Origin of the sequence: Pseudodesulfovibrio piezophilus C1TLV30 (assembly GCF_000341895.1) — a bacterium.
Taxonomy (GTDB): Bacteria; Desulfobacterota; Desulfovibrionia; order Desulfovibrionales; family Desulfovibrionaceae; genus Pseudodesulfovibrio; species Pseudodesulfovibrio piezophilus.
The window spans coordinates 3,026,453-3,050,074 of record NC_020409.1 but is presented as its reverse complement, the minus strand read 5'-3'; the positions used below and the strand labels follow the sequence as shown (position 1 = coordinate 3,050,074).

The 23,622-nt window shown below is 51.9% G+C and carries 19 protein-coding genes; 15 read left to right on the top strand and 4 right to left on the bottom strand.

Annotated features, from left to right (window positions below):
* Nucleotides 1-5: 5 nt before the first annotated feature.
* From BN4_RS14200 to BN4_RS14190, 3 genes are read right to left on the bottom strand one after another with little or no spacing between them, the layout of a single operon-like run.
* The gene (locus BN4_RS14200; RefSeq protein ID WP_015416101.1) at nucleotides 6-806 is read right to left on the bottom strand and encodes a sulfite exporter TauE/SafE family protein; all 801 of its coding nucleotides are present in this window, start codon (nucleotides 804-806) and stop codon (nucleotides 6-8) included.
* A gap of 46 nt (nucleotides 807-852) precedes the next feature.
* Nucleotides 853-1,875 carry an alpha-hydroxy-acid oxidizing protein gene (locus BN4_RS14195; RefSeq protein WP_015416100.1) on the bottom strand — a complete coding sequence of 341 codons (1,023 nt, stop codon included), beginning with the start codon at nucleotides 1,873-1,875 and terminating at the stop codon, nucleotides 853-855.
* 21 nt (nucleotides 1,876-1,896) lie between these two features.
* Nucleotides 1,897-2,592: a FadR/GntR family transcriptional regulator gene (locus BN4_RS14190; RefSeq protein ID WP_015416099.1), complete on the bottom strand. Its 696-nt coding sequence runs from the start codon at nucleotides 2,590-2,592 to the stop codon at nucleotides 1,897-1,899.
* Nucleotides 2,593-2,894: 302 nt separating this feature from the next.
* Here BN4_RS14190 and BN4_RS14185 point away from each other — a divergent pair, with 302 nt between their 5' ends.
* Nucleotides 2,895-4,679, top strand: a complete 1,785-nt coding sequence (locus BN4_RS14185; RefSeq protein ID WP_015416098.1) for an SLC13 family permease — start codon at nucleotides 2,895-2,897, stop codon at nucleotides 4,677-4,679.
* Nucleotides 4,680-4,776: 97 nt separating this feature from the next.
* Here BN4_RS14185 and BN4_RS14180 read toward each other — a convergent pair whose 3' ends face one another.
* Complete coding sequence (locus BN4_RS14180) at nucleotides 4,777-5,964, bottom strand: metallophosphoesterase (protein WP_015416097.1); 1,188 nt, start codon at nucleotides 5,962-5,964, stop codon at nucleotides 4,777-4,779.
* A 767-nt stretch (nucleotides 5,965-6,731) separates the two neighbouring features.
* Here BN4_RS14180 and BN4_RS14170 point away from each other — a divergent pair.
* The 14 genes from BN4_RS14170 (at nucleotide 6,732) to lon (ending at nucleotide 23,595) form a co-directional block, all read left to right on the top strand.
* On the top strand, nucleotides 6,732-7,415 hold the full coding sequence (locus BN4_RS14170) for an anaerobic ribonucleoside-triphosphate reductase activating protein (protein ID WP_015416095.1): 684 nt from the start codon (nucleotides 6,732-6,734) through the stop codon (nucleotides 7,413-7,415).
* Nucleotides 7,363-9,420, top strand: a complete 2,058-nt coding sequence (locus BN4_RS14165; RefSeq protein ID WP_015416094.1) for a ribonucleoside triphosphate reductase — start codon at nucleotides 7,363-7,365, stop codon at nucleotides 9,418-9,420. Before BN4_RS14170 ends, BN4_RS14165 begins: the two co-directional genes overlap by 53 nt.
* Before the next feature lie 302 nt (nucleotides 9,421-9,722).
* The gene (locus BN4_RS14160; protein ID WP_015416093.1) at nucleotides 9,723-10,451 is read left to right on the top strand and encodes a glycosyltransferase family 2 protein; all 729 of its coding nucleotides are present in this window, start codon (nucleotides 9,723-9,725) and stop codon (nucleotides 10,449-10,451) included.
* A gap of 160 nt (nucleotides 10,452-10,611) precedes the next feature.
* Entirely contained in the window at nucleotides 10,612-11,895 is a 1,284-nt protein-coding gene (locus BN4_RS14155; protein ID WP_083863111.1) for a diguanylate cyclase, read from the top strand.
* 243 nt (nucleotides 11,896-12,138) lie between these two features.
* Nucleotides 12,139-13,350 (top strand): bifunctional 3,4-dihydroxy-2-butanone-4-phosphate synthase/GTP cyclohydrolase II, encoded by a 1,212-nt coding sequence (locus BN4_RS14150; protein ID WP_015416090.1) that lies wholly within the window; start codon nucleotides 12,139-12,141, stop codon nucleotides 13,348-13,350.
* A gap of 176 nt (nucleotides 13,351-13,526) precedes the next feature.
* Nucleotides 13,527-13,994, top strand: a complete 468-nt coding sequence (ribH, locus tag BN4_RS14145) for a 6,7-dimethyl-8-ribityllumazine synthase (protein ID WP_041721124.1) — start codon at nucleotides 13,527-13,529, stop codon at nucleotides 13,992-13,994.
* A 199-nt stretch (nucleotides 13,995-14,193) separates the two neighbouring features.
* The gene (gene nusB / locus BN4_RS14140; protein WP_015416088.1) at nucleotides 14,194-14,640 is read left to right on the top strand and encodes a transcription antitermination factor NusB; all 447 of its coding nucleotides are present in this window, start codon (nucleotides 14,194-14,196) and stop codon (nucleotides 14,638-14,640) included.
* A gap of 26 nt (nucleotides 14,641-14,666) precedes the next feature.
* Nucleotides 14,667-17,168: a leucine--tRNA ligase gene (leuS, locus tag BN4_RS14135; RefSeq protein ID WP_015416087.1), complete on the top strand. Its 2,502-nt coding sequence runs from the start codon at nucleotides 14,667-14,669 to the stop codon at nucleotides 17,166-17,168.
* A gap of 156 nt (nucleotides 17,169-17,324) precedes the next feature.
* Nucleotides 17,325-18,299 carry a tungstate ABC transporter substrate-binding protein WtpA gene (gene wtpA, locus BN4_RS14130; protein WP_015416086.1) on the top strand — a complete coding sequence of 325 codons (975 nt, stop codon included), beginning with the start codon at nucleotides 17,325-17,327 and terminating at the stop codon, nucleotides 18,297-18,299.
* A gap of 138 nt (nucleotides 18,300-18,437) precedes the next feature.
* Nucleotides 18,438-18,932: an LPS assembly lipoprotein LptE gene (lptE, locus tag BN4_RS14125; RefSeq protein ID WP_015416085.1), complete on the top strand. Its 495-nt coding sequence runs from the start codon at nucleotides 18,438-18,440 to the stop codon at nucleotides 18,930-18,932.
* Nucleotides 18,933-18,947: 15 nt separating this feature from the next.
* Entirely contained in the window at nucleotides 18,948-19,946 is a 999-nt protein-coding gene (locus BN4_RS14120; protein WP_015416084.1) for a DNA polymerase III subunit delta, read from the top strand.
* 50 nt (nucleotides 19,947-19,996) lie between these two features.
* A complete protein-coding gene (gene radC / locus BN4_RS14115; RefSeq protein ID WP_015416083.1) occupies nucleotides 19,997-20,680 on the top strand; it encodes a RadC family protein in 684 nt (227 codons plus the stop codon).
* Entirely contained in the window at nucleotides 20,681-20,962 is a 282-nt protein-coding gene (locus tag BN4_RS14110) for an acylphosphatase (RefSeq protein WP_015416082.1), read from the top strand.
* Nucleotides 20,963-21,051: 89 nt separating this feature from the next.
* Nucleotides 21,052-23,595, top strand: coding sequence for an endopeptidase La (gene lon / locus BN4_RS14105; RefSeq protein WP_015416081.1), 2,544 nt, complete (start codon nucleotides 21,052-21,054; stop codon nucleotides 23,593-23,595).
* Nucleotides 23,596-23,622: the final 27 nt, after the last annotated feature.

The window sequence follows — 23,622 nt, the reverse complement described above, 5'->3', positions numbered from 1 at the left end:
ATACGCTACATGAAGGCACTCCACAACATCTTCGTGCCTACGACATAGAGCAAAAGAGCAAAAATCCGCTTAAGCTTGTCTACCGGCAGGGAATGAGCCAATTTCGCCCCAAGAGGAGCGGTCAATATACTCGTGGATATGATGCCGAGAAAAGCCGGGATATAAATATATCCGACATGAGGACCGGGAATTCCTTCAACACCAAGACCATTAATTATGAAACCGGTTGTTCCGACCAAGGCAATGGGCAACCCCACCGCCGCCGCCGTGGCAATGGCCGTATGCATGGTTTGGTTGCACCAGGAGAGAAAAGGAACTGTCAGCGTACCACCGCCGATACCGACCAAAGCAGAAAATATCCCGATACCGTTTCCCACACCGAAAATTCCCGCTGCTCCGGGCAATTCCCGAGAAGCTGACGCTTTCTTGCCTGTGAGCATTTGCGTGGCTACGTAGAAAAGGAAAATTCCGAACAATGCCTTCAGAAACATGGTCGATAGAATCGAGGCAAACCACGCGCCAAGGAAGGTTCCGGTGATGATACCGGGCGTCAGCCTCCAAAAGGCCGAATAGTTGATGGCCCCACGTTTGTGATGAGCACGCATACTGGACATGGACGTAAAGATAATAGTTGCCAACGAAGTCCCCAATGCCACGTGCTGGATGTGAACATCCGGGAAATTCTGTAACTCGAAGGCGATATTGAGCATGGGCACAATGACAAGCCCGCCACCAATACCGAGAAGCCCTGCAAAGACACCGGCAAACGCACCAAGGATGATATAGAGGAGATAGGTGGTAATCATGATTCCCCATGGCCCGCTTCAAAACGAAACGGGCCGGATGTTATGGTTATCCGTTGAAAATGACGCGCGGAGTAATGTCCGCAATTGTCTGAGACCCCGTCAGGACCATAGCCTGGAGCAATTGCCCCTTGAGAGTGGCGTAATACTTTTCGACTCCATCCTGAAGCCCGCCAACGGCAGCCACGGATATGGGACGCCCTATCATGACGGCATCAGCTCCCAGAGCAAGCATCTTGAGAACATCCGCACCGTCACGAATACCGCCATCAACAAGAATATCAAGTTTACCGGAAACGGCCTGGGCCACACCGGGTAGAACCGCAGCAGTGCCAGGTGTATGATCAAGCACGCGTCCTCCATGGTTGGAGACGACAATGGCATCAGCGCCTACTTCAACAGCGAGTTTTGCTTCATCCGGCGTCATGATTCCCTTGAGAATAAATTTCGCGTCCCAATCGTGAACCAGATCAATAAGGTTTTTCAGTTCCTGAGGTGATTTGGGTGAGACAGGGCGTCCCATCTGACGCAGGGTGATGAGTCCGGCTGCGTCAACATCCATGCCAAAGGTCGAACAGCCGGTTTTACGAGCCACTTCGAACTTTTCCAGCATTTCATCCCCTTCCCATGGTTTGATGAAAGGAATTCCGTGGCCGTCGTTTTTCACGACAGCAGCGTTACCTGCTTCATGAATGAATGGAGGAACTCCATCCCCGACACAGCCAATGACACCGGCAGCTTTGCTGCCTCCGACCACAGCATCGGCATATTCCTCTTCACTCACCGCTCCACCCATATTGAAAGAAACACCGCCTATAGGCGCTGCAATCACGGGCATGGCAAGGTCATACCCAAGGACCGTACATCGACAGTCCGGCTCACTTGCAGCATGCAACAGGCGCATATTCAATCGAATCTGAGCCAGCGCTTCAATATTGTTCTTGAAGGAGGCTGCCGTATTGAGCCCTCCCATACCTGGAACCTCTCCGGCACACGCTTTGCCGTCGCAGACTTTACAGACCCGACAAAACCCCTTCATCAATTCCCGCGCTTTTTCCTTGATCTCTTTCATGTTTCCTCTCTGAGTGAAGTGTTAATCATGTTTGGCTAAAACTATTTGTTCTACCTCTTCAAGATGTTCCCGCATGGCCTTTTCAGCCTGCATCACATGCCCAAGTCGAACGGCGTCGATAATGGCTCGATGCGCGGCCAGCGAGGCCTCCTGCCTTTCTCTGGACTGAAGAGCCTCCACTCGACTTTCGGAAAGATCATCGTGCAAAGCCACAACCATGGCCAGCATGACTTCGTTTCGCGAAGCCTGTGCCAGCAACTCGTGAAGTCGCTGGTCCAGCCGACCGGCAGGCTTTCCCTCCCGCATGGCTTCTTCCTGTTCAATCAAGACCCCTTCCATCCTGGTCAACTCGTCCTGGGACGCATTCCGTGCGGCAAGGGCGGCAATTTCCGGCTCAAGGAGCTTTCTGACCTCAAAAACATCGGCCAGTCCAGGTTGCTTTCGCAAAATGGCCCCGGCAAAAGTCGTCAGAAAACTCTCCTGTTCCCCTTCGCACACAAATGTTCCAGCACCTTGACGGCTTTCAAGAATATTCTGCTCGGCAAGGGCCTTGATCGCTTCACGAACCGTATTCCGCGACACGGAAAACAACTCTGCGAGTTTGCGCTCGGGTGGCAATTTATCTCCGGGGGCAAGTTCGCCACGATCAATCATAGATCGAATCTGGTGAACGATATCCTCGTAGATGGATTTTCGATTGACAGGTTTGACATCCATAAACAGTTCTGCTCCATGCTTTTTTCTGGCCCGGCCAAGGCGAGGTACTCAAAGGACCTTACCACGAGAATCATCCCCGCCTCGAACCGGACTGGCCCCCTCTCAATATCTCGTGTCCCGACACCTCACGGTTCACGGCTTGATTGGTTGGACCACCTCTCCAATTAGACCTCTCAATACAAAGCGTCAAGCTCCTTTGCGAAAATCCGGGTATTTTACAAACAGCCAGCCTCACACTTGACATTCATAACACTGTGGCAGAGTCTCATATAAGACCCATAATTTCTGTTCGAGGACATGCCATGCCCACAGATATACTCATCGTGACCATCATTCTGGTCATTGCAGTCATCTTATTGATCAGTGAGAAACTGCCCGTCGATTTGACGGGACTCGGTATTATCGTGGTCCTGACCGTCACGTGCGAACTGACTCCCAAAGAAGCCATGGCAGGATTTGCCAATCCCGCTCCCCTGGCCGTCGCCGCCCTTTTTGTGGTCAGCCGAGGTTTGGTTCGCACAGGCGCGCTGACATTTGTAACACAATTGACAATAGCCCTGACAAAGGGAAGCAAGGCCCGACTACTTTTTTTGAGCCTGGTCCTGGTAGGAACACTTTCGGCCTTCCTCAATAATACGCCTGTGGTGGTTCTCTTCATGTCCATCATTATGGCGGTTTGTGTCCGCTACGGATTCGCACCCTCCAAGTTCCTGATTCCCCTCTCCTATATTTCCATCCTGGCCGGAACATGCACCCTGATCGGCACATCCACCAATATTCTTGTCAGCGACGTGGCCACCAATATGGGACATGCGCCAATCGGCATGTTCGAACTTTCAGTCCTCGGCGTTCCCATTGCCCTGGTCGGAGGTGTGTTCATGTTCCTCTTCTCGGATATCTTGATGCCCTCCCATGACAGCATGGCCGCCAGCAGCGAGACCGAGCAGGAAACATATCTGTCAGAACTGGAGGTAACCCCGGAGAGTCAACTCATCGGCATCAACCCGAATGAAGGACTTGGGCCTGACTATCAAAAGATCAAGGCCTATGAAGTCTATCGGAGCGGTCGCATCTATGACCTGTCCAGAAGTCGAGTTCTGCTCAAGGAAGGAGATTACGTTCTGGTTCGGGGCACAGTAGATGAAATATCCAAGATATTGGACAAAGGCGATGCGACTCTCCCCATGTGCAGTGATGCCGAATGCTTTCAGTCTCCCCACCTCAGCGGCACCAAGCTGGTAGAATTGCTCATTCCCGCAGGCTCCAGTGTCAGGGGCGTTCCACTCCACAATCTCTATCTCGCCTATTTCAAGGATGTTTCCATCATCGGCTTCATCCGCCGCCAGGAACACTATTCATGGAAGGTCGCAAAATCCCAGCGGCTCCGCATAGGAGACGTCCTGCTCGCCCAGGTTACGGAAAACTCCCTGGACGCAATCCGCCGCAAGGATGACTTCATCATCCTCAACGACAATGTTGTCAATGATGTCATAAACTGGAAACGAGCGCCCATTGCCCTCGGCCTGTTTCTGTTGATGATTCCGGCCGTGGCCACAGGTATGACAGACATACTGACTGCGGCATTTGCAGCCGCATTCGGCATGATCCTCTCTGGATGCCTAAGTATCCGAGAAGCCTATCGAGCTGTGGATGTCAAGATTCTGATGCTGATCATCGGGACTATCGCTCTGGGTGCCGCCATGCGGAAATCCGGCGCTGACGTCTATTATGCCGGAGCTTTTCTTTCCCTGCTGAGTGGGAGTGGACCGCAAGTGGTTCTGACGGGAATCATCGTGCTGACCAGTGTCCTGTCCCACTTCTTGTCCAACAACTCCACTGCAGTCCTCCTTGTGCCGGTCGCCATAGCCACCGCCGACTCTCTGGGGGTGGACCCACGTCCTTTTATTGTCGGAGTCGCCTTTGGCGCTTCTGCCTGCTTTGCCACGCCCATAGGATACAAGACCAATCTCATCGTCTATGGTCCCGGTGGCTACAAATTTTCCGATTTCCTGAGAATGGGGATTCCCATGGCTCTCATAGCCTGTGGCGGAGCCGCTCTTTTCATCCCGACATTCTGGCCTTTCTGAAAATGATCACCGCCACTCTTCCCAACGCCCATCTTTAAGAGGCACCAGGGAAAGGGCTCCGAAGCGTTCTCCAGACAAGCTGAACCAGACAAGAGCGCTACGCTTTACGCAAGGTATGCAGGGATATTTCCGGCTCGGTACCCAAACGCATGGGGGGGCCCCAATAACCAGTACCGACATTGATATACAACAAGGTGTTCTCATGCTGATTCAACCCGCGAACATAGGGCTGAAAAAGGTGGATGGCCAAAGTCCACGGAAAGAACTGCCCGCCATGAGTATGCCCTGATAATTGAACATCAAATCGAGCCAGACTCGCCTCATAAACCGAAACTGGTTGATGCGCCAAAAGGATGGAGACATCGTGTTCAGGAGCATTTGACTTAGCCTGCCCAGGAGAGGATTGATGCGCCGGATAGCGTTGTGCGCTGCGATAATCAGTCACTCCGGCCAACAAAAGACGTCCTTTTCCAGTGTCAATGATCCGATTCTCGTTGTTCAACGGGGTCATGCCCAGGCGACGAGCCTCTGCCAGCCATTGCTCCACCCCCGAGTAATATTCATGGTTCCCGGTACACATCCAGACACCGTATGGAGCCTTCAAATCCGCGAGAGGCCGAACCGAATCCTTCAACTGAGCCACTGAGCCATCGACCATATCACCAGTATGGACAATCATGTCTGCCCCGAGGGCATTGACGTCGTCCACGACCATACGAACCCAATCCCTCCCTATGGTCGGCCCGATATGGGTGTCTGAAATCTGGGCAATGGTAAATCCATCCAATCCATCTGGAAGCCCTATCACCTTTAATTCATTACGAATAACTGTTGGTTCTCTCCGAGCCTCATAAAAGGCGAAACCGGCCAGAGGCACTGCCGTGGTCAGGATCGCGGCATTTGTGGCATTGAGCAGAAAACGTCGACGCTCTCTGTTCGGCTCGATAAAGTATGGTCGTTTACTGCGCCTGACGGTCAATTTTCGAATGCCGCTCAGAGTTCTTTGTATCAAAATCGGAATGTCCCGGACCACCATCATCACGGCGACCAGGGAAACCAGACCGAGAAAGGTATAGCCTGCCCAATCGAAGAGAGTGAAAAGCACTCCCTCTCGCTGACCGGAGCGAGACAGAACCCAGACGAGGCGTTGTCCATACAGAAGAAGCGCAACGGTCAACCACCCCATCAGTTTCCACCGGAGGGGAAGGGGTGCCGGATTTATCAGCCGCCAGCCGAGATAGACAGTCAACAATGTTGCAACACTGAGGACAATAACAAGCCACATGGATATTCTCTTTTTGTTTCAAGGAAAATTCTTTTTCCCCCATGGTATGGAATCAAAACTTTGTCAAATCAGTGCAGAAAACAGCTTCACAAGGTGACTCACCTTCAGATCACCATTGCAGAACAAGATTCCACGGTCGGCGTATGAAAAAGGGGTAAGATACAGCACTCCCAATCACTCTCTTCCCTCGCGATACTCATGCCCTTGAACACCTCGAAAAGACTCAAAGAGCTTCCCCCCTTCCTCTCTCCCACTCCTTTTTCATGCGATCTCTGACACTTGATTGTAAGAGAAAAAGAGAGCAGCACCCTGCTGTGGAATTCGCCCGAAAATGTTCCCAACCAGCAACCCTTGTCAGAGTTCGCTTTCTGGCCCATGAGCATTCTTTTCCTGTTCTTATTCATCAGCTTCTGTCGAAAACCATTCTCAATTACGCATGAAAAAAAATTTTTCTAAACTTGTTTGAGAAAAAAGGTAGATATTATGGTCATCCTTATTTCTTCATCGATGTGGAAAAAATATTATAACCAATAAAAATCACCTTTAATTACCTCAAACAGCTAAATTCAACCTCTGTTGACAAATATTCACAGAATACCCCCTGTACAAAAAATGACTGGTAAGATATTTCTCAAAGAATGTGCTGCTTCGTTTCAAAGCATGCATATGAAAGTAAAATGACGGGTCATACCACCCGAAAAAACGGGAAACAGCGACCTTACCAACTGGCACGCGAGCCACACCCGACGAACATGGAGAAGCACAGGATGAACGAACCCGCTGGGGTCTGGGAATACGTACGTGGTTTTGAGAACCTCAGCCTCTGCGACTGGCCTGGCCGTGCGACCTGTATAATTTTTCTTGGCGGCTGCAACTTACGCTGCCCCACATGCCACAATCACCAATTGGCGTGGGACATGCAAAGCCTGCCCGTCATTGACCACGCACATATCAAATCATACCTGCGCGACAGAGCCGGATGGCTCGACGGTGTTACGGTGACTGGTGGAGAACCTACACAGATCCATGGTGTAGGAGAACTGTTGTACGAGATTAAAAGATTTGGTCTGCCCGTCAAGGTTGATACCAACGGAATGCGACCGGACATAGTCAAAGATCTTTTGCACTGTAAACTGGCAGATGTCTTTGCCGTTGACGTCAAAGGGCCATACGGCAAGTATCCGGCCCTGACAGGGCAGGCGGTTTCCGAAATCGCCGCCCGGCATAACCTGGAGCGCATCTTTGAAATGGCAGCGTCCCTGCCCGATGCTTTTTACTTCAGAACAACCCGCGTCCCCGGTCTCACTGACGGCGATATGGAAATAGCCCAGAGTTACCTGCCGCCCGAATTTGAACTCAAAATCCAACAGTACGTGCCCCCAAGGAGGACCCCGGAGCATGCCCAGCCAGATAATGAAACGAGACGGCAGATTGGAGACGTGGTCATCTGATCGCATCGCCCATGCAATTTTCAAAGCACTCTCAGCCAGTGGTATCAAAGACCCGATCCTGAGCAAACGGCTTGCAGCCAAGGTGGAAAAGAAACTCGACGGGGTCGAGATTCCCGAGCAGGAGCACGTACAAAATACTGTCGAACAGATTCTCATGGAATCACGGCAGTTCGAAATCGCCAAGAAATATATTCTCTATAGAGAAAAACGCAGGCAACTCCGCTCCCAGAAAGCGGCCTATCTTGATATCAAGGAAGTCATTGACACCTACCTTGATCAAGCAGATTGGCGCGTCAATGAAAACGCCAACATGACCCACTCTTTTCAGGGGTTGATGCTGCACCTGTCCGGCACTGTCCAGGCCCGGTACGCTCTGGAAAAATATCCTGAAGAGATTCGTCTCGCACACGAACACGGATATTTCCACGTCCACGACCTGTCCTTTGGCCTGGCCGGATATTGCGCGGGCTGGTCCCTGAGAGACCTTCTTCTGGAAGGATTCAACCTGGAAGGTCGAGCGTCTGCCGGTCCTGCCAAACATTTCGACACAGCACTGGGACAAATGAACAATTTTCTCGGCACACTCCAAAATGAGTGGGCCGGAGCCCAGGCATTCAATAATGTTGACACCTACCTTGCCCCATTTGTCCGTGAAGACGGATTGAACTACGAGCAGGTACGCCAATGCATGCAGAAGTTCGTCTTCAATCTGAACACCACTTCCCGCTGGGGTGGACAATCTCCCTTTACCAATCTCTCCTTCGATCTCGTCGCGCCCAAGCATATTGCCAATGAACCCATCATCATGGGTGGCAAACTTGATGATGAATTGACTTATGGTGACTTCGAAATCGAGATGGGCATGATCAACAAGGCATACATTGAAGTCATGCTGGAAGGCGATCACCATGATCGAATCTTCTCATTCCCGATCCCGACCTATAATGTCACCGAAGATTTCCCATGGGAATCCGAAATCGGCGAATTGCTCATGAAGCTGACGGCCAAATATGGCGTGCCCTACTTCCAGAATTTCATCAGTTCGGACCTCAAGCCTGAAGATGTACGCTCCATGTGCTGCCGCCTCCAGATGGATCTACGAGAGTTGCGCAACAAGACTGGCGGCCTTTTCGGCGCAGGCGACCTGACCGGCTCTATCGGAGTGGTCACCCTGAACTTGCCCAAGCTCGCCTATCTTGCCCAGAGCGAGGATGACTTTCTGGAGCTGATCACCGAATATGCAGAGTTGGCCAAGGACTCCCTGGAGTACAAGCGCAAGGTTATCAACAACAACCTTGATGCAGGTATGTTCCCATGGTCCAAGCGCTACCTGAAAAATGGCTACAAAGGACACTTCTCCACCATAGGCCTGCTCGGAGGCCATGAAGCATGTCTGAATTTGATAGGGCGCGGCATTGAAACCGAAGGCGGCGTCCGTCTCATGAGACGAGTGCTCAACCACCTTCGCCGTCTGACCTCACGCTTTCAGGAAGAAACCGGCTCCCTCTATAATCTCGAAGCCACCCCGGCGGAAGGGACCAGCTACCGTCTGGCAAAAATCGACAAATCTCTCTACCCGGATATCAAGACCCAGGGCAATGGAACACCGTATTATACCAACTCCACCGCCTTGCCCGTGGGTATCTCCGAGGATGTACTCTACGCTCTTGAGCACCAGAACCAGCTCCAACCGCTCTACACGGGAGGCACTGTGTTCCATACATTTCTCGGCGAAGCTGTGACTGATCCAGCCGCGCTCAGGAACTTCATACTCAAGGCATTCACCAAGACCAAAATCCCCTATATTTCGGTCACACCGACCTTTTCCATCTGCAAAGAGCATGGCTATGTGCTCGGCGAGCATTTCGAATGCCCGACCTGTGGCGAAGAAGCCGAGGTCTATACTCGTATAGTCGGGTACTATCGACCTGTGTCACGGTGGAACAAGGGAAAACAGGCAGAATACACGGACCGGGTCGTTTTCAGCGATTGTCTGTGCAATTAGATAGTTTCTCCTGTCCCGTTTGAGGAAGCGGGATATGAGGATAATGGGAATGTGAGGCCTTTGACGCACATGCGTCAGAGGCCTCGCACATTTTCAATGCCGATAGCTCTTCAGCCCCTCCGGCAGCAATGACGAAGAAACTTTCAATAATACATTGTCACCGACCTAAAGATATCTGTAATCCACGCCGATAACGACAATGAAAAGCAGAGTTCTTTTCATGAAAAGACAGCATAATCAGGGCGTCGCAAAGCGCCCATAGAACCCGCACAACTCGCGGGGAGGGAGAGGAGGTCACGGCCATGGAAGGCATACTCTTTTCGATCATCACCCCCTCCACAGGCCTGAGACCGAAGGCGCTGCAAAAGGCAGTGGATTCTGTCGAGCAAGCGGCACGGTTCGCAGGACTGGAAAAGGGACAACTGGAAATCCTCATAGGCTTTGACGGAGTCAAGGGGCGTGTGCCCACAAGCGTCTACCCAGTTCGAAGCTTCAACCTACCCATTGATAATGATTGGGGAAACGGCATACGCAACATGCTGCTCAAGATAGCGGGCGGTGACAAGCTCATATTCCTAGATGATGACAATGTCCTCAAGCCGCATGCACTGCGTACCTACCTGAAGCATTTCGACGCTGAAATGATCATAGGACGGATTGATACACAACTGGCATTCGACAAGCCTTTTCTGCCGGTGGAAGACGCAGGTTCTCTTGTTCGGCAAGGAAATATTGACCCCTTGTGCCTGTGTGTTTCCCGCCGACTGGTCGTCGACCGTTGCAATGGATGGGACTATCCAGGCAAGTACGAAGCCGATTACCTGAATATTCTGAACTGGCATCGCAAAGCGCACAGCATGACTGTTATTGAAGAGATTGTCGGCATCTACGATGCAGGCCGCAATCTCGATCATAACGCACTCTCGAGACGACAACAGAACCTGCTCGACAGGTTAGCCGGAGAACGAAGCATGGTACCGGCTTCCAAGGATTACAACTCATCTGCTCCCCTACGAGAAGTCACCCCCTGATGCACTTGATATAAAAAAAGCACTCGGCCCGGCATGATAGAATCGTGTCGGGCCGATATTTTATCACATATCGGAAAAGTGTTCTTTTCTTCCGAGGCACAATCTGCTTATATTTCTGACAACACGGTGGAAAATCTGACAGATTCGGGGTTGAAGGAACATGACGACATCACGGGAGACACGTCGTTTCAGGGACAGGATCACATTTATGGTCCAGGCAAGCCTGGTGGCGGTTCTTATCGCCATCGGATTGTATTCGGCAATCTATCAGCTTGACAGACGGCTTATTCAAAATCAATGGCTTGAAAGTTCGAGAGCACACTTCAAACATATCATGCTGACCCGCAAGTGGCATGCAGCTCACGGGAATATTTACGTCGAGCAATCAGCCGGCAACGGCATCCAGACACCCTGGAAAGGCGAAACCGTTACCACCCTCGACGGTCATGTCCTCACACGAAGTGCGCCAGCCTCCATGACCGGTGAAATTTCCAGACTGGCACATGCCAATGATCTTTTCAGCTACCACATGGCAGGCCTGAAACCGCTCAACGCGGCCAATGCCCCGGACTCATTTGAACGTACAGCACTCCTTTCATTTCACAACGGAGCACTGGAATCGACACAGAAAGAGACCAGGGACGGACGAACCCTCTTCCGCTATATGGCACCACTCAAAGCCACGGACGACTGTCTCTTCTGCCATGCCGGACAAGGGATCAAAATCGGTGATGTCCTCGGAGGCATCTCCCTGAATCTTGATATCTCCAATCAGCAGAAAGCCCTTCATGACAATCTGCTCATATTTCTGGCTCTCGGCGGGATGACGGCCGCCCTAATCATTGTCATCATGAACACTATGACCTTGCGGCTACGCCGACAATTGGCTCAAGCAGAACGGCGAATAAGCCGATTGACTGTCACAGATGAACTGACCGGACTCATCAACCGACATGCTTTTTTTGATCGATTGCGAGAGGAAGTAGACCGAGATGCCCGCTACGGAACAAACCTTTCTCTCATATTTATTGATATCGACAATTTGAGCGCATTAAATGAGATTCATGGGCACCCGGCTGGCGATACTGCTCTGACCGAAGTCGCCCGTCTGCTCAGTGCCAACATTCGAACCTCAGACATCATCGCACGATATGGCGGCGAGGAATTTGCGATCATTCTCCCTTCTCAAGGGACGGAAGACGCGGCCATCGCAGCCGAAAAGTTGCGCAATGTCGTTGAAGTCAACGACCTTGCCATGGAAGGGCCACGCCTCAATGTGACGATCAGCGCCGGGGTCGCTTCAGTCGGAGAACTTGAGCCGCACAATGGCAGTACCAAGAACATCCTGATCCAGGCGGCATGGTATGCGCTCAAACAGGCCAAGGAAAGCGGTAAAAACACGGTCAAGGTTTACACTCCCAGGACAGAGTCAACCACACTGTAGAACACGGGACGACTTGCCAAGCCGATTTCAATGCCTATCTCCCCTGAGAGATGAGGACAGAAAGCAGAGACTCCACACGAATAGACATCTCTAGCATACTGTTATGACACGTTTTTTTTGGGGAAAAATTCCCCTTCCTTACTCCAGATATTTACGATAAGTAGTTTGGTTCCGCGTTGACGGGTGGCATTTCGTGTCCTGCCACTGGTTTCGGGGAGAAATTTTTTTTACGAGGTAATGAACATGGGATTGTGCACAATCGAAGAGGCCATTGAAGATATCCGCCAAGGCAAAATGGTCATCATGGTGGACGACGAAGATCGCGAGAACGAAGGCGATCTGGTTTGCGCTGCGGAAGCGGTCACCCCTGAGATCATCAACTTTATGGCGACCTATGGCCGTGGATTGATCTGCCTGCCCATGAGCAACGAGATGGCTGACAATCTGGGCCTGCAACTGATGGCCCAGAAAAACGAATCCGGGTTCGGCACCAACTTCACGGTTTCCATCGAAGCCCGTGAAGGAGTGACCACAGGCATCTCCGCTGCCGACCGCGCGACCACCATCCTGACCGCAGTCGAGGACGGAGCAGATGAAACTTCCATAGTCACGCCGGGACATATTTTTCCCCTACGGGCCAAAGACGGCGGCGTCCTGGTCCGCGCCGGACAAACAGAAGGTGGTTCCGATATCGCCCGGCTGGCCGGGTTCAAGCCCGCAGCCGTTATTTGCGAAATCATGAATGAAGATGGAACCATGGCTCGCTTGCCCGACCTTGAAATTTACGCGAAAAAGCACGATCTCAAAATATGCTCTGTAGCTGACCTTATCGCTTACCGCATGAAATTCAACGGTCACTGCGTTGAAAAAATTGCCGAGGCCACCCTCCCGACCCGCTGGGGTAATTTCAAATCCGTGGCGTTCCACTCCGAGTGCGACGGCAAGACACATATCGCCTTGTACATGGGAGACATTACCCCGGACGAACCGACATTGGTTCGCGTTCACTCCGAGTGCCTGACTGGCGATGTGTTCGGTTCCCTGCGCTGCGATTGCGGCCCTCAGTTGGCCGACGCCATGTGCATGATTCGTAACGAGGGCAAGGGAGTTCTTGTCTACATGCGCCAAGAAGGCAGAGGAATCGGCCTGGGTAACAAAATCAAGGCATACCACCTGCAAGACCTGGGATTTGATACGGTCGAAGCCAACGTCAAGCTCGGCTTCCCGCCGGATATGCGCGAATACGGCACAGGAGCGCAAATTCTGGTTGCTCTCGGCGTCTCCAAGATGAAACTCATGACCAATAATCCTAAAAAGATGGTGGGACTTGAAGGCTACGGGCTGAAAGTTACCGAGCGCGTCCCCATTGAAGTGGACGCATGTGAGATCAATGTAAAATATCTTAAGACCAAGCGTGACAAGATGGATCACATGATCAAAGTTGACGAAAAGTAAAAAGAAAAACTATAGTATATCGCTGTATATCATTAGAGAGAAACACATCAGGATGGTGATGAGCCCAATTCTGAGACTGTGGAGAGAACACCCCCTTAACCAATTCGTGAAAATGAATGGGTCGGGAAGAAGCCACAGCGAAAAAGATTCATCACCTTTCTGGGGGAGACATGACCATGCCCGTAAAGACTATCGAAGGCCAACTGAACGCCCAAGGCGTCAAAATTGCCATTGTGGCTGCCCGGTTCAATGATTTCATTGTCGATCGCCTCATTTCCGGAGCCACGGACTACTTCGTCCGGCACGGTGGAAGCGAAGACAACCTGACTCTGGTCCGTCTGCCAGGTGCTTTCGAACTGCCCATCGCGGCGCAAAAACTGGCTCGTTCCGGTGATTATGACGGTGTCGTGGTCCTCGGTGCAGTCATTCGCGGAGCGACCCCTCATTTTGATTATGTCTGTAACGAATGCGCCAAAGGTGTCGCCCAGGCGAGCATGGAAACAGGCGTTCCCATGGGCTTTGGTCTGCTGACCTGTGACTCTCTGGATCAAGCCATTGAACGTGCAGGCTCCAAGGGCGGAAACAAGGGAGTTGAGGCTGCCTCAGCCCTGCTTGAAACCATCCGCGTACTGGAACAGATCTAGCCTGCTGACACAAGACATCACGGTGCCCGTTTGACAATGCGGGCATCACGAATGTCCCAATGCGCTTTCACAATCTTCGGGAAACGATTCACACGAGCTTTTCTCGATGGAATTGACCATACCCCGAAAACCACCTGTAACTATTGTCTGGAACACTTCATGATATTTTTCACTCAAACCACTCAGGATGCTGACATTCATGTCCGGTAAAAAAAAGGGCAACAGGCCCGGCATCCGCAGGGTTGGACGCACCCTCGCCTTTCAGGTGCTCTATGGTACGCAGTTCGTCGACGCGAAGAACCCCATGAGCATTGAAGACCAGTTCGATATCAACCCCCTTGTGCTGGAAGAAGAATCCGAAACTGCACGTCAGTTTGCACGAGATCTGGTACTGGGCGTTGATGCCAAACGTACCGAGTTGGACGCGACCATCCGTGACAATTCCCAACACTGGAAAATCGAACGAATCGCTCTAGTGGAGTTGTCCATTCTCAGACTCTCCCTTTACGAAATGATCTACACAGACATCCCGGTCAAGGCCGCCATCAATGAAGCCATTGAGCTGTCCAAAACGTTTGGGGATGAAAAATCCCGCTCATTCGTCAATGGTATGCTCGACGGAGCGGCAAAGAACCTCAAAAACTAGTACCCCATTCCCACAAGGACGCAGACATGGCCTTAGGCAAATACGACCCGGAAGCAATTGAGAAAAAATGGCAACAGGAATGGCAGAATTCCTGTTGCTTCGAAGTCGAGGTGGACGAGAGCAAACCCAAGTACTATGTGCTTGAAATGTTTCCCTATCCTTCGGGCAAGATCCATATGGGGCACGTCCGTAATTACTCCATCGGCGACGTGGTTGCCCGCTTCAAGACCATGCAGGGGTTCAATGTCCTGCATCCCATGGGGTGGGATGCCTTTGGTCTGCCTGCTGAGAATGCGGCCATCAAGAATGAAACCCACCCGGCCAAGTGGACCTACCAGAACATTTCCGAGATGCGTGAACAACTCCAGCGCCTCGGGTACTCCTACGACTGGCGACGCGAGATCGCTACCTGCCGCCCGGAATACTATAAATGGGAACAGAAATTCTTCCTCAAATTCCTGGAAAAAGGCCTCGCATATCGCAAAGACTCACCACAGAACTGGTGTCCGGACTGCAATACCGTTCTGGCCAATGAACAGGTCGAGGACGGATTGTGCTGGCGCTGTGATTCTGTTGTCGAGCAAAAAGACATGGAGCAGTGGTTCCTGCGCATCACCGATTATGCAGATGAATTGCTCAAGGATCTGGAAATGCTGGATGGCGGGTGGCCTGAACGTGTCCTGACCATGCAACGGAACTGGATAGGTAAAAGCTACGGAGCCGAACTGACGTTCCAGGTCAAGGACATGGCCGAAACCATCACGGTCTTCACCACCCGTCCCGACACCGTGTACGGGGCCACTTTCATGTCCGTGGCAGCCGAACATCCCATGGTCGAATCACTGATCGCCGAGGCGGAGAATAAGGACGAAATAGAATCTTTTATCAACAACATCAGGAATATGGACCGCATCAAACGCGGAGCCGATGATCTGGAAAAAGAAGGCATTTTCACTGGTAGATACTGTATCAATCCCGTCACAGGTGCAGAAATACCCATATTCATCGCCAACTTCGTGCTGATGGGGTACGGGACCGGAGCAGTCATGGCTGTCCCGGCTCATGATCAGCGTGATTTCGAATTTGCCCGCAAATACAATCTTTCGCTCAAAATCGTCATCAACCCTAAAGAGTTGCACGACAAGGGCGAAATCTTGGCCGAATCCGATCTGGAAGCTGCCTATGCCGCTCCCGGCTATCTCGTCAACTCGGATAAGTTTGACGGCATGCTCAATGAAGATGCCAAACAGGCAATAGTCGAGCACTTGGACTCCTCCGGCAAAGGCACCATGGCCGTCAATTACCGCCTGCGGGATTGGAATATCTCTCGCCAACGCTTCTGGGGCGCACCCATTCCCATTATCTATTGCAAAGAGTGCGGAACGGTCCCGGTCCCTGAAGACCAACTGCCGCTGATGCTTCCTGAAAATGCGCAGGTCAGAAAAGATGGCAAGTCCCCTCTTCCCCAAATGGAAGAGTTCGTCAACTGCGACTGCCCACACTGTGGCAAGCCCGCACGCCGAGAAACGGACACATTTGATACTTTCTTCGAATCGTCCTGGTACTACATGCGGTACTGCGACCCGCGCAATGAAACGGAACCATTCAGCCAGGAAGCCACTGACTACTGGATGAACGTGGATCAGTATATCGGTGGCATCGAACATGCCATTTTACATCTGCTGTACTCACGTTTTTTCACCAAGGCGCTTCGTGACACCGGATTCATTAAGGCAACCGAACCGTTTGCAAACCTGCTGACGCAGGGAATGGTGCTCAAGGATGGCGGCAAGATGTCCAAATCCAAGGGCAACGTAGTCGATCCCAATGCCATGATCAGCCAGTACGGAGCAGATGCAACTCGCCTCTTTATCCTGTTTGCTTCTCCGCCTATCAAGGAATTGGAGTGGTCAGACCAGGGTATCGAGGGCGCATTCCGCTTCCTCAACCGCCTCTGGCGACTTGTGGAAGACCAGCAGGACCGATTGAAACCTGTTGGTCCGGCCTCATTTGACGCGCCCCAGACCGAAGCTGAAAAGCAACTTCGGTTCAAGGAGCATGACACTATTCGCCGGGCCACTCGCGATATTGAAAACGAATTCCAATTCAACACAGTCATCGCGGCCATCATGGAACTGGTCAATGAGATGTACCACCTCAAGGACCAATTGGCCGAAGAGAACCCTGAGGCTCTGTCGTCTGCCGTTGCCACAGCAGTCACCCTGCTTTCTCCGGTTACACCCCATATCTGTGAAGAATTGTGGCAGGCAACAGGACATGCACAGAGCCTGACGAAACAGGCATGGCCGATCTTTGACGAAAAAGCCTTAGTCAAGGATGAAGTCACCATGGTTGTCCAGGTCAACGGCAAAGTTCGCGGCAAGTTCCAGGCTCCCAACAACGCCCCCAAGGACGAGGCGGAAAAGATCGCCCTTGGCATGGAAAACGTGGTCAAATTCATTGAGGACAAGACAGTCCGCAAGGTCATTGTCATCCCCAACAGACTCGTCAATATCGTTGCCAACTAGCAAGAACCATAATGTGTCAAGAAGGCCAGGAGAGTTGCACTCTTCCGGCCTTCTTTTTTTGTGTCAGACTCATACGAAGTATGCTGATGTTGACGCACAGACTTCATCGTGCTCAAGGGAAAAGAGATCATACGACTCTCAACATTGGAGAATTTCATGACTTGTCGCCATTTCTTGTGCTCTTTATACATGATTATCGGATTGATATTCCTGTCAGCGACACACGCTGGAGCCGAACCCTCCGGCACGCTTGTAATATACCATGCCGGAAGCCTCACCGTACCGTTGCAAGCCATGACCAAAGAATTCCAGGCCCGATACCCGGATGTCAAAATCAGGACCAAAGCCGGGGGAAGTACCAAGATGGCCCGCCTCATTTCGGAAACCGGAGAACAGACAGACATCATGGCCTCCGCCGATTATGTCGTCATCGACAAAAATCTGATCCCTGATTTCGCTTCATGGAATATCCAGTTTGCCTCCAACCAAATCGTACTTTGCTATACCAAAACCAGTCGGATGGCTGAAACTATCAATCAGGATAACTGGTATGAAATCCTCCAGAATAAAAATGTCATATGGGGCCACTCGGACCCGGACCTGGACCCGTGCGGCTATAGGAGTCTCATGGTTCTGCAACTGGCGGAAAAGTTTTATGCAAAGAATGGACTCTATGCGGCCTGCATGCAAAACCGACCGCCGGAAAACGTTCGCCCCAAAGCCAAGGAGCTTGTGGCACTGCTCAAACATGGCGAAATGGATTATGCATTCGAATACCTTTCCGTGGCGGTCCAGCACAACCTGGAATATATCGCACTGGATCGGCACATCAATCTTGGAGATGTCGCCATGGATAACTTCTATCGGCAAGCCCGCGTCACCGTGACCGGGAAAAAAACCGGAACAACTCTCGAAAGAGTTGGTAAATCTATCACCTACGGCGTCACCCTGCTCGACAAGGCTCCGAACAGGGAAGCCGCTGAAGCCTTTCTCTCCTATCTCCTGGATCCGGCTGGTGGGCTTGAAGTACTCAAAAAGATGGGGCAACCCCCTTTTATTCCGGCTCGCACACGCGCAACCATGTTCCCACGCTTACCTGAGACGTTCAGAGATCAAGTCGTTGCTCAATAGCCTGCTCCGACAACAACCAACAGCCGGAAAGGATACACCCTTCCGGCTTTTCCTTTCAGCGACTCGGTCATCCATATGGACCTTTGCGCAGTTTCCAAGTATCATCAACAGCTGGAGACCAACATATGGAGACTATGGATGAAATTCCTTCGCTATATCATTTTTCTGCTGCCCCTCATGCTCATGGCGTGCGGATACGGTTTCGGCAATGCCGGACACTCGGTCCTCGCCCGCAACTTTCGTACAATAACCATCACCAAAGTGGAAAACCCAACCATGCAGACATGGCTGGAACCCCGTATCCGCAAATTGCTCAGGGATGAACTGGGCGCACGTTCTAATATCACATGGACCGATGACAGAGAGGAGGCTGACGCCTTCCTCGAATTCAAGATAGTCAAGTATTACCGACCCACTGCCGTGGAAGGTGAAGATGATGACACGCTGCGATCCACAGCGCGATTCGAATTTCAGGCAGTTATCAAATCAGCTGTAGACAGCCATGTCGTCTGGGCATCCGGAACAATCAATCAGAGCTGGCCTTTCTATTCCGGCCAGGAAAGTGAAGCGGATAAAGAGGTCACCCGGCTCGGGATACGTCGCCTGGCAGATCGTCTATCCCAGAACTACTAAGTCAGGAATCTTGGCATGAACCGCCCCCGCTATCTTTTTTTCGTTTGCCCTGACCCGGAGTTGATCCGACTGCACACAGATGAACAACTCAAGGCATCCGGACGTTCCGATTGGGAACACAAAACCTTCTGGGGTGATGATGACGATCCACTTCCTGCCGGTTATTGGACAGACCTGACCATCAAATCACTCTTCCCCCAACCCAAAGCTTTGATCGTACGCCGCGCTCACAGCCTCAAGGCCGAATACTGGGACAAGCTTGATGCCGGGGTCAAAGGCATTGGGTCGGATGTTTTTCCCATTTTTTGTCTGGAAGGCCAATGGAAGGGAAAAAAAGCTCCGGTCCCAGCCACTCTGTCCCGCAGGAATCTTTTCAAAAAGGCCCAACAGGAAGGTTGGATATGGGAATCCCCCGGATTGGACCGCCGAACTTTGGGAGAATTCGTACGGAATTGGGGAGCCACGAACGCGATAACTTTCGAACGGGGAGTCGAACAGGCCTTGACTCAAGCCCTTCCCGTGGATGCCGTAGCCGCCAAACTGGAGTTGGAGAAATTGGACCTGGCAGCCGGAGAGCAACGAATTCTCCGCCGCGATCATGTTGATCTTGTGGCACAAGTCGGCGAAATGGAATTTTTCGAACTCATGGATGCCCTTGGCAAGCGCGGGGCCGAGGCCTCTGTCTGGAAACGGGTCATCAATGATCACTTCAAAGCGGCCAAGGATCAAATGTTATTCAACCTGATCGGATTCCTCGCCAGTCAGGCGCGCATGTACTGGATGCTGATCAGTGGGGAGGAGACCAAAGTCAAAGCTCATCCCTATGTCAAGAAACTCAAGACGGGAGTTGCACAACGGCTGGGTCGAAACGGTATAGCCCACATGCTGGATCTCGCCCTTGAGGCTGAGATGTCCATCAAGACCGGAGAGCGCAAATATGAAGAAGTACTTGATATTCTCATTGCCGGTCTCATTGATCTTTTCCAGCCTCGCGGCCAGGCCACTCGTTTTTAGCTCTGTTATAATAATCCCAAAATACTATTTCTCCTGTTGACTTCCCGGATATGACAGTACCAAAGAAGCCTCACTACCTCGGCCACAGACAACGTCTCAAGGAAAAGCTCGCACACAATCCGCGCGCTTTGGCCGACTATGAAGTGCTGGAGTTGCTCCTTGCGTTGGTTTTGCCACGCAGGGATACAAAACCGCTTGCCAAGGAACTCATCGAGCGGTTCGGTTCTTTGAAAGACGCCATCATGGCCCGACCAGACCAATTGGAAGGTATCAAGGGTATTGGCGACGGAGTTCGGTCGCAATGGATGTTGACACAAGAACTCCATGCCCGCGTGGGGGAAGCTGTCACTCGCAGCGGAACCAGCCTGTCGGACCCGGCAGACGTTGCCAAGGCGGCCATGGCGCGAATCGGCAACAAGGGCGTGGAAGAATTCTGGGCCGCCTATCTCGACTCCAAAAACAGAGTCATCGCCTGGGAGAGAGTGAGCAAAGGGACAGTCAATGCCACACCGGTTTTTCCCAGGGAGATCATGGCTACAGCGCTCAGGCTCGAAGCCGCAAGCATCATCCTGGCGCACAATCATCCTGGTGGTGATCCGTCCCCTTCCAGCGAAGACATTCTCTTGACGGAACGAATCAGGGAGACTGCCCATGGACTGGATATCCGGATTCTGGACCACCTGATAGTCACCGACCATGACTATTACAGTTTTAATGAGCAAGGACGTCTGTAGATGCAGGAACTAAGAGCCATTATCCACGGCAAGGTGCAAAGAGTCTGGTTCAGGAAATGGACCTGTGAGCTGGCAAAGGAATTGGGTGTCACCGGGTGGGTACGAAATCGACCCGATGGTCATGTCGAAGCCCTGGCACAAGGAGAACCGATGGTTCTGAAACTCTTTGCCGCACGGCTGCATGAAGGGCCACTGTTGGCACGGGTCAGCCGAGTCGAATCGACAATCGGAGAACTCCGGGAGCATTTTGACAGCTTTACCACATGGCGTCAGAAACTATGAAATTACATGAAAAACAGGCTTGCCAAGTCGATATGACGACTTAAATGAGGTAAGCAGACCTGTTTTCACTGAAATAAAAGGATGTCATCTTGAGCAGGAAAAAGAAAAATACACCGATCAAGCCTTCGCGCATACAACGCAAGAAGAATATACGGGACAAGAACTCATCTCCCAACAAACCCGCCACCCCCCGTGACAAGGGGACAATCCGTCCCGGAAGCGGTGAAGAGTTGCCTGAAATCATCGAAGCTTTGACCAGTGCCCCCGGCAGTGCAGCCATTTTTGGCGAAGGGGATGATCTTGCGGGTCCCAATCCAGCAGATATTCCACAAGAACTTCCAGTGCTTGCCGTACGCGATATTGTTGTCTTCAACTATATGATACTGCCCCTTTTTGTCGGACGCGAGAAATCTGTCAAGGCCGTGGATGCAGCTCTCGCCGCTGACCGATACATCCTCATTCTCACCCAGAAAGACGAGGCAGTGGAAGACCCGACCGAGGATGAATTGTACGCAACCGGTACTGTCGGCATGATCATGCGAATGTTGAAAATGCCTGATGGTCGCCTCAAGGTGCTGGTGCAGGGACTGGCCCGCGCCAAAGTGAAGCGATTCACCTCCAGTGACCCGTTCCACATTGCCGAACTCGAACCTCTCATGGAACCTGAAGTTCCTGAATTGACCAGTGAGCAGGAAGCATTGATTCGCTCTTCCCGCGAGCAGTCCGAACGCATCCTCTCCCTGCGTGGCATTTCTTCTCAGGACATCATGAGCGTTCTGAATAACGTCAATGAACCCGGCAGGCTGGCCGATCTCATTGCATCCAACCTTCGCATGAAGGTCAGCGCCGCTCAGAAAATCCTTGAGTGCTATGACCCCATTATCCGGCTGGAATTGGTCAACAGCCAACTCCTCAAGGAAGTTGAGGTCGCCAACATGCAAAACCGCATCCAGACCATGGCCAAGGAAGGCATGGACAAGGCGCAACGGGACTTTTATCTGCGAGAACAGATGAAAGCCATCAAACGCGAATTGGGCGATGATGGCGATGAAACCGAGGAGATGGAAGATTTCAAGCAGGGCATCATGAAATCCGGCATGCCCAAGGATGTGATGAAGGAAGCGAACAAGCAGTTGCACCGCCTGGAATCCATGCATGCCGAATCCAGTGAGGCAACCGTCATCAGAACCTATCTGGACTGGATGATCGAACTCCCCTGGAAAAAACTCTCCCGCGATCGGCTTGATATCAAGAAAGCCGAATATATTCTCAATGAGGACCACTACGATCTGGAGAAAGTCAAGGAGCGTATCCTTGAATACCTGAGCGTCCGCAAGCTTAATCCGAAGATGAAGGGACCCATTCTATGCTTTGCCGGGCCTCCCGGTGTTGGCAAGACCTCTCTGGGCCGTTCCATTGCACGCTCTCTGGGCCGTAAATTCCACCGTATGTCTCTTGGAGGAATGCGTGATGAGGCAGAGATCAGAGGCCACAGACGCACGTATATAGGAGCCATGCCCGGTCGTATCATTCAGGCCATCAAGCAGTGCGGTACCCGAAATCCGGTGATCATGCTTGATGAGATAGACAAGCTCGGAAATGACTTCCGTGGCGATCCGTCATCTGCCCTGCTCGAGGTCCTCGATCCGGAGCAGAACTTCTCGTTCACTGACTATTACCTGAATGTTCCTTTTGATCTGTCCAAAGTCATGTTCGTGTGCACAGCCAACATGCTTGATTCCATTCCCGGTCCTCTGCGTGACCGCATGGAAATCATTCGTATTCCCGGATACACAGAGCAGGAAAAAACCGTGATCACCAGACGTTATATCATTCCGCGCCAGGTGTCTGAAAACGGTCTCAAGGAAAAGGAATTGGAGATAAGCGACAAGCTGGTTTCCAAGGTCATCCGGGAATACACCCGCGAAGCCGGGCTTCGTAATGTGGAACGGGAAATAGGCACCCTCTGTCGCAAAATGGCCCGAAAAAAGGCCGAAGGCGAAAAGGGACCGTTCAAGGTCACTGCCAAGAATCTCTACACCCTGCTTGGGCCGCCTCACTTCCTGGAAGACGCCAAGGAAACAGTCCTGCCCGCAGGCGTCGCAGTGGGGCTCGCGTGGACCCCTGTTGGAGGAGAGTTGTTGCATATCGAAGTCTCCACCATGCCAGGGAAAGGAAAGCTGACCCTGACCGGAAAACTGGGCGAGGTAATGAAGGAATCGGCCCAGGCCGCCCTGTCGATCGCCCGTGCCCGAGCGGACAAATATGGCATCAATCCCAAGTTCACCGAAGAGATGGATATCCATGTCCACGTTCCGGCCGGAGCCACTCCCAAGGATGGCCCATCAGCAGGAGTAACCCTGGTTACGGCCCTCATATCCGCACTTACGGATACGCCCATCAACCCGGAAATGGCCATGACCGGAGAAATAAGCCTGCGTGGCCGGGTCCTGCCTGTCGGCGGAATCAAGGAAAAAATTCTCGCTGCCGTATCACGAGGTATGAAGACCGTCCTTATCCCCTCGCAAAACAAGAAGGATTTGAGCGAAATACCCGAAGAGTTGCTCAAACGTATTACGATCAAGCCCATCGAAAAAATTGATGAAGTGTGGCCCTTGGCATCTGCCAAATAAACACGCTTCTCATTCGATAATTCAGAA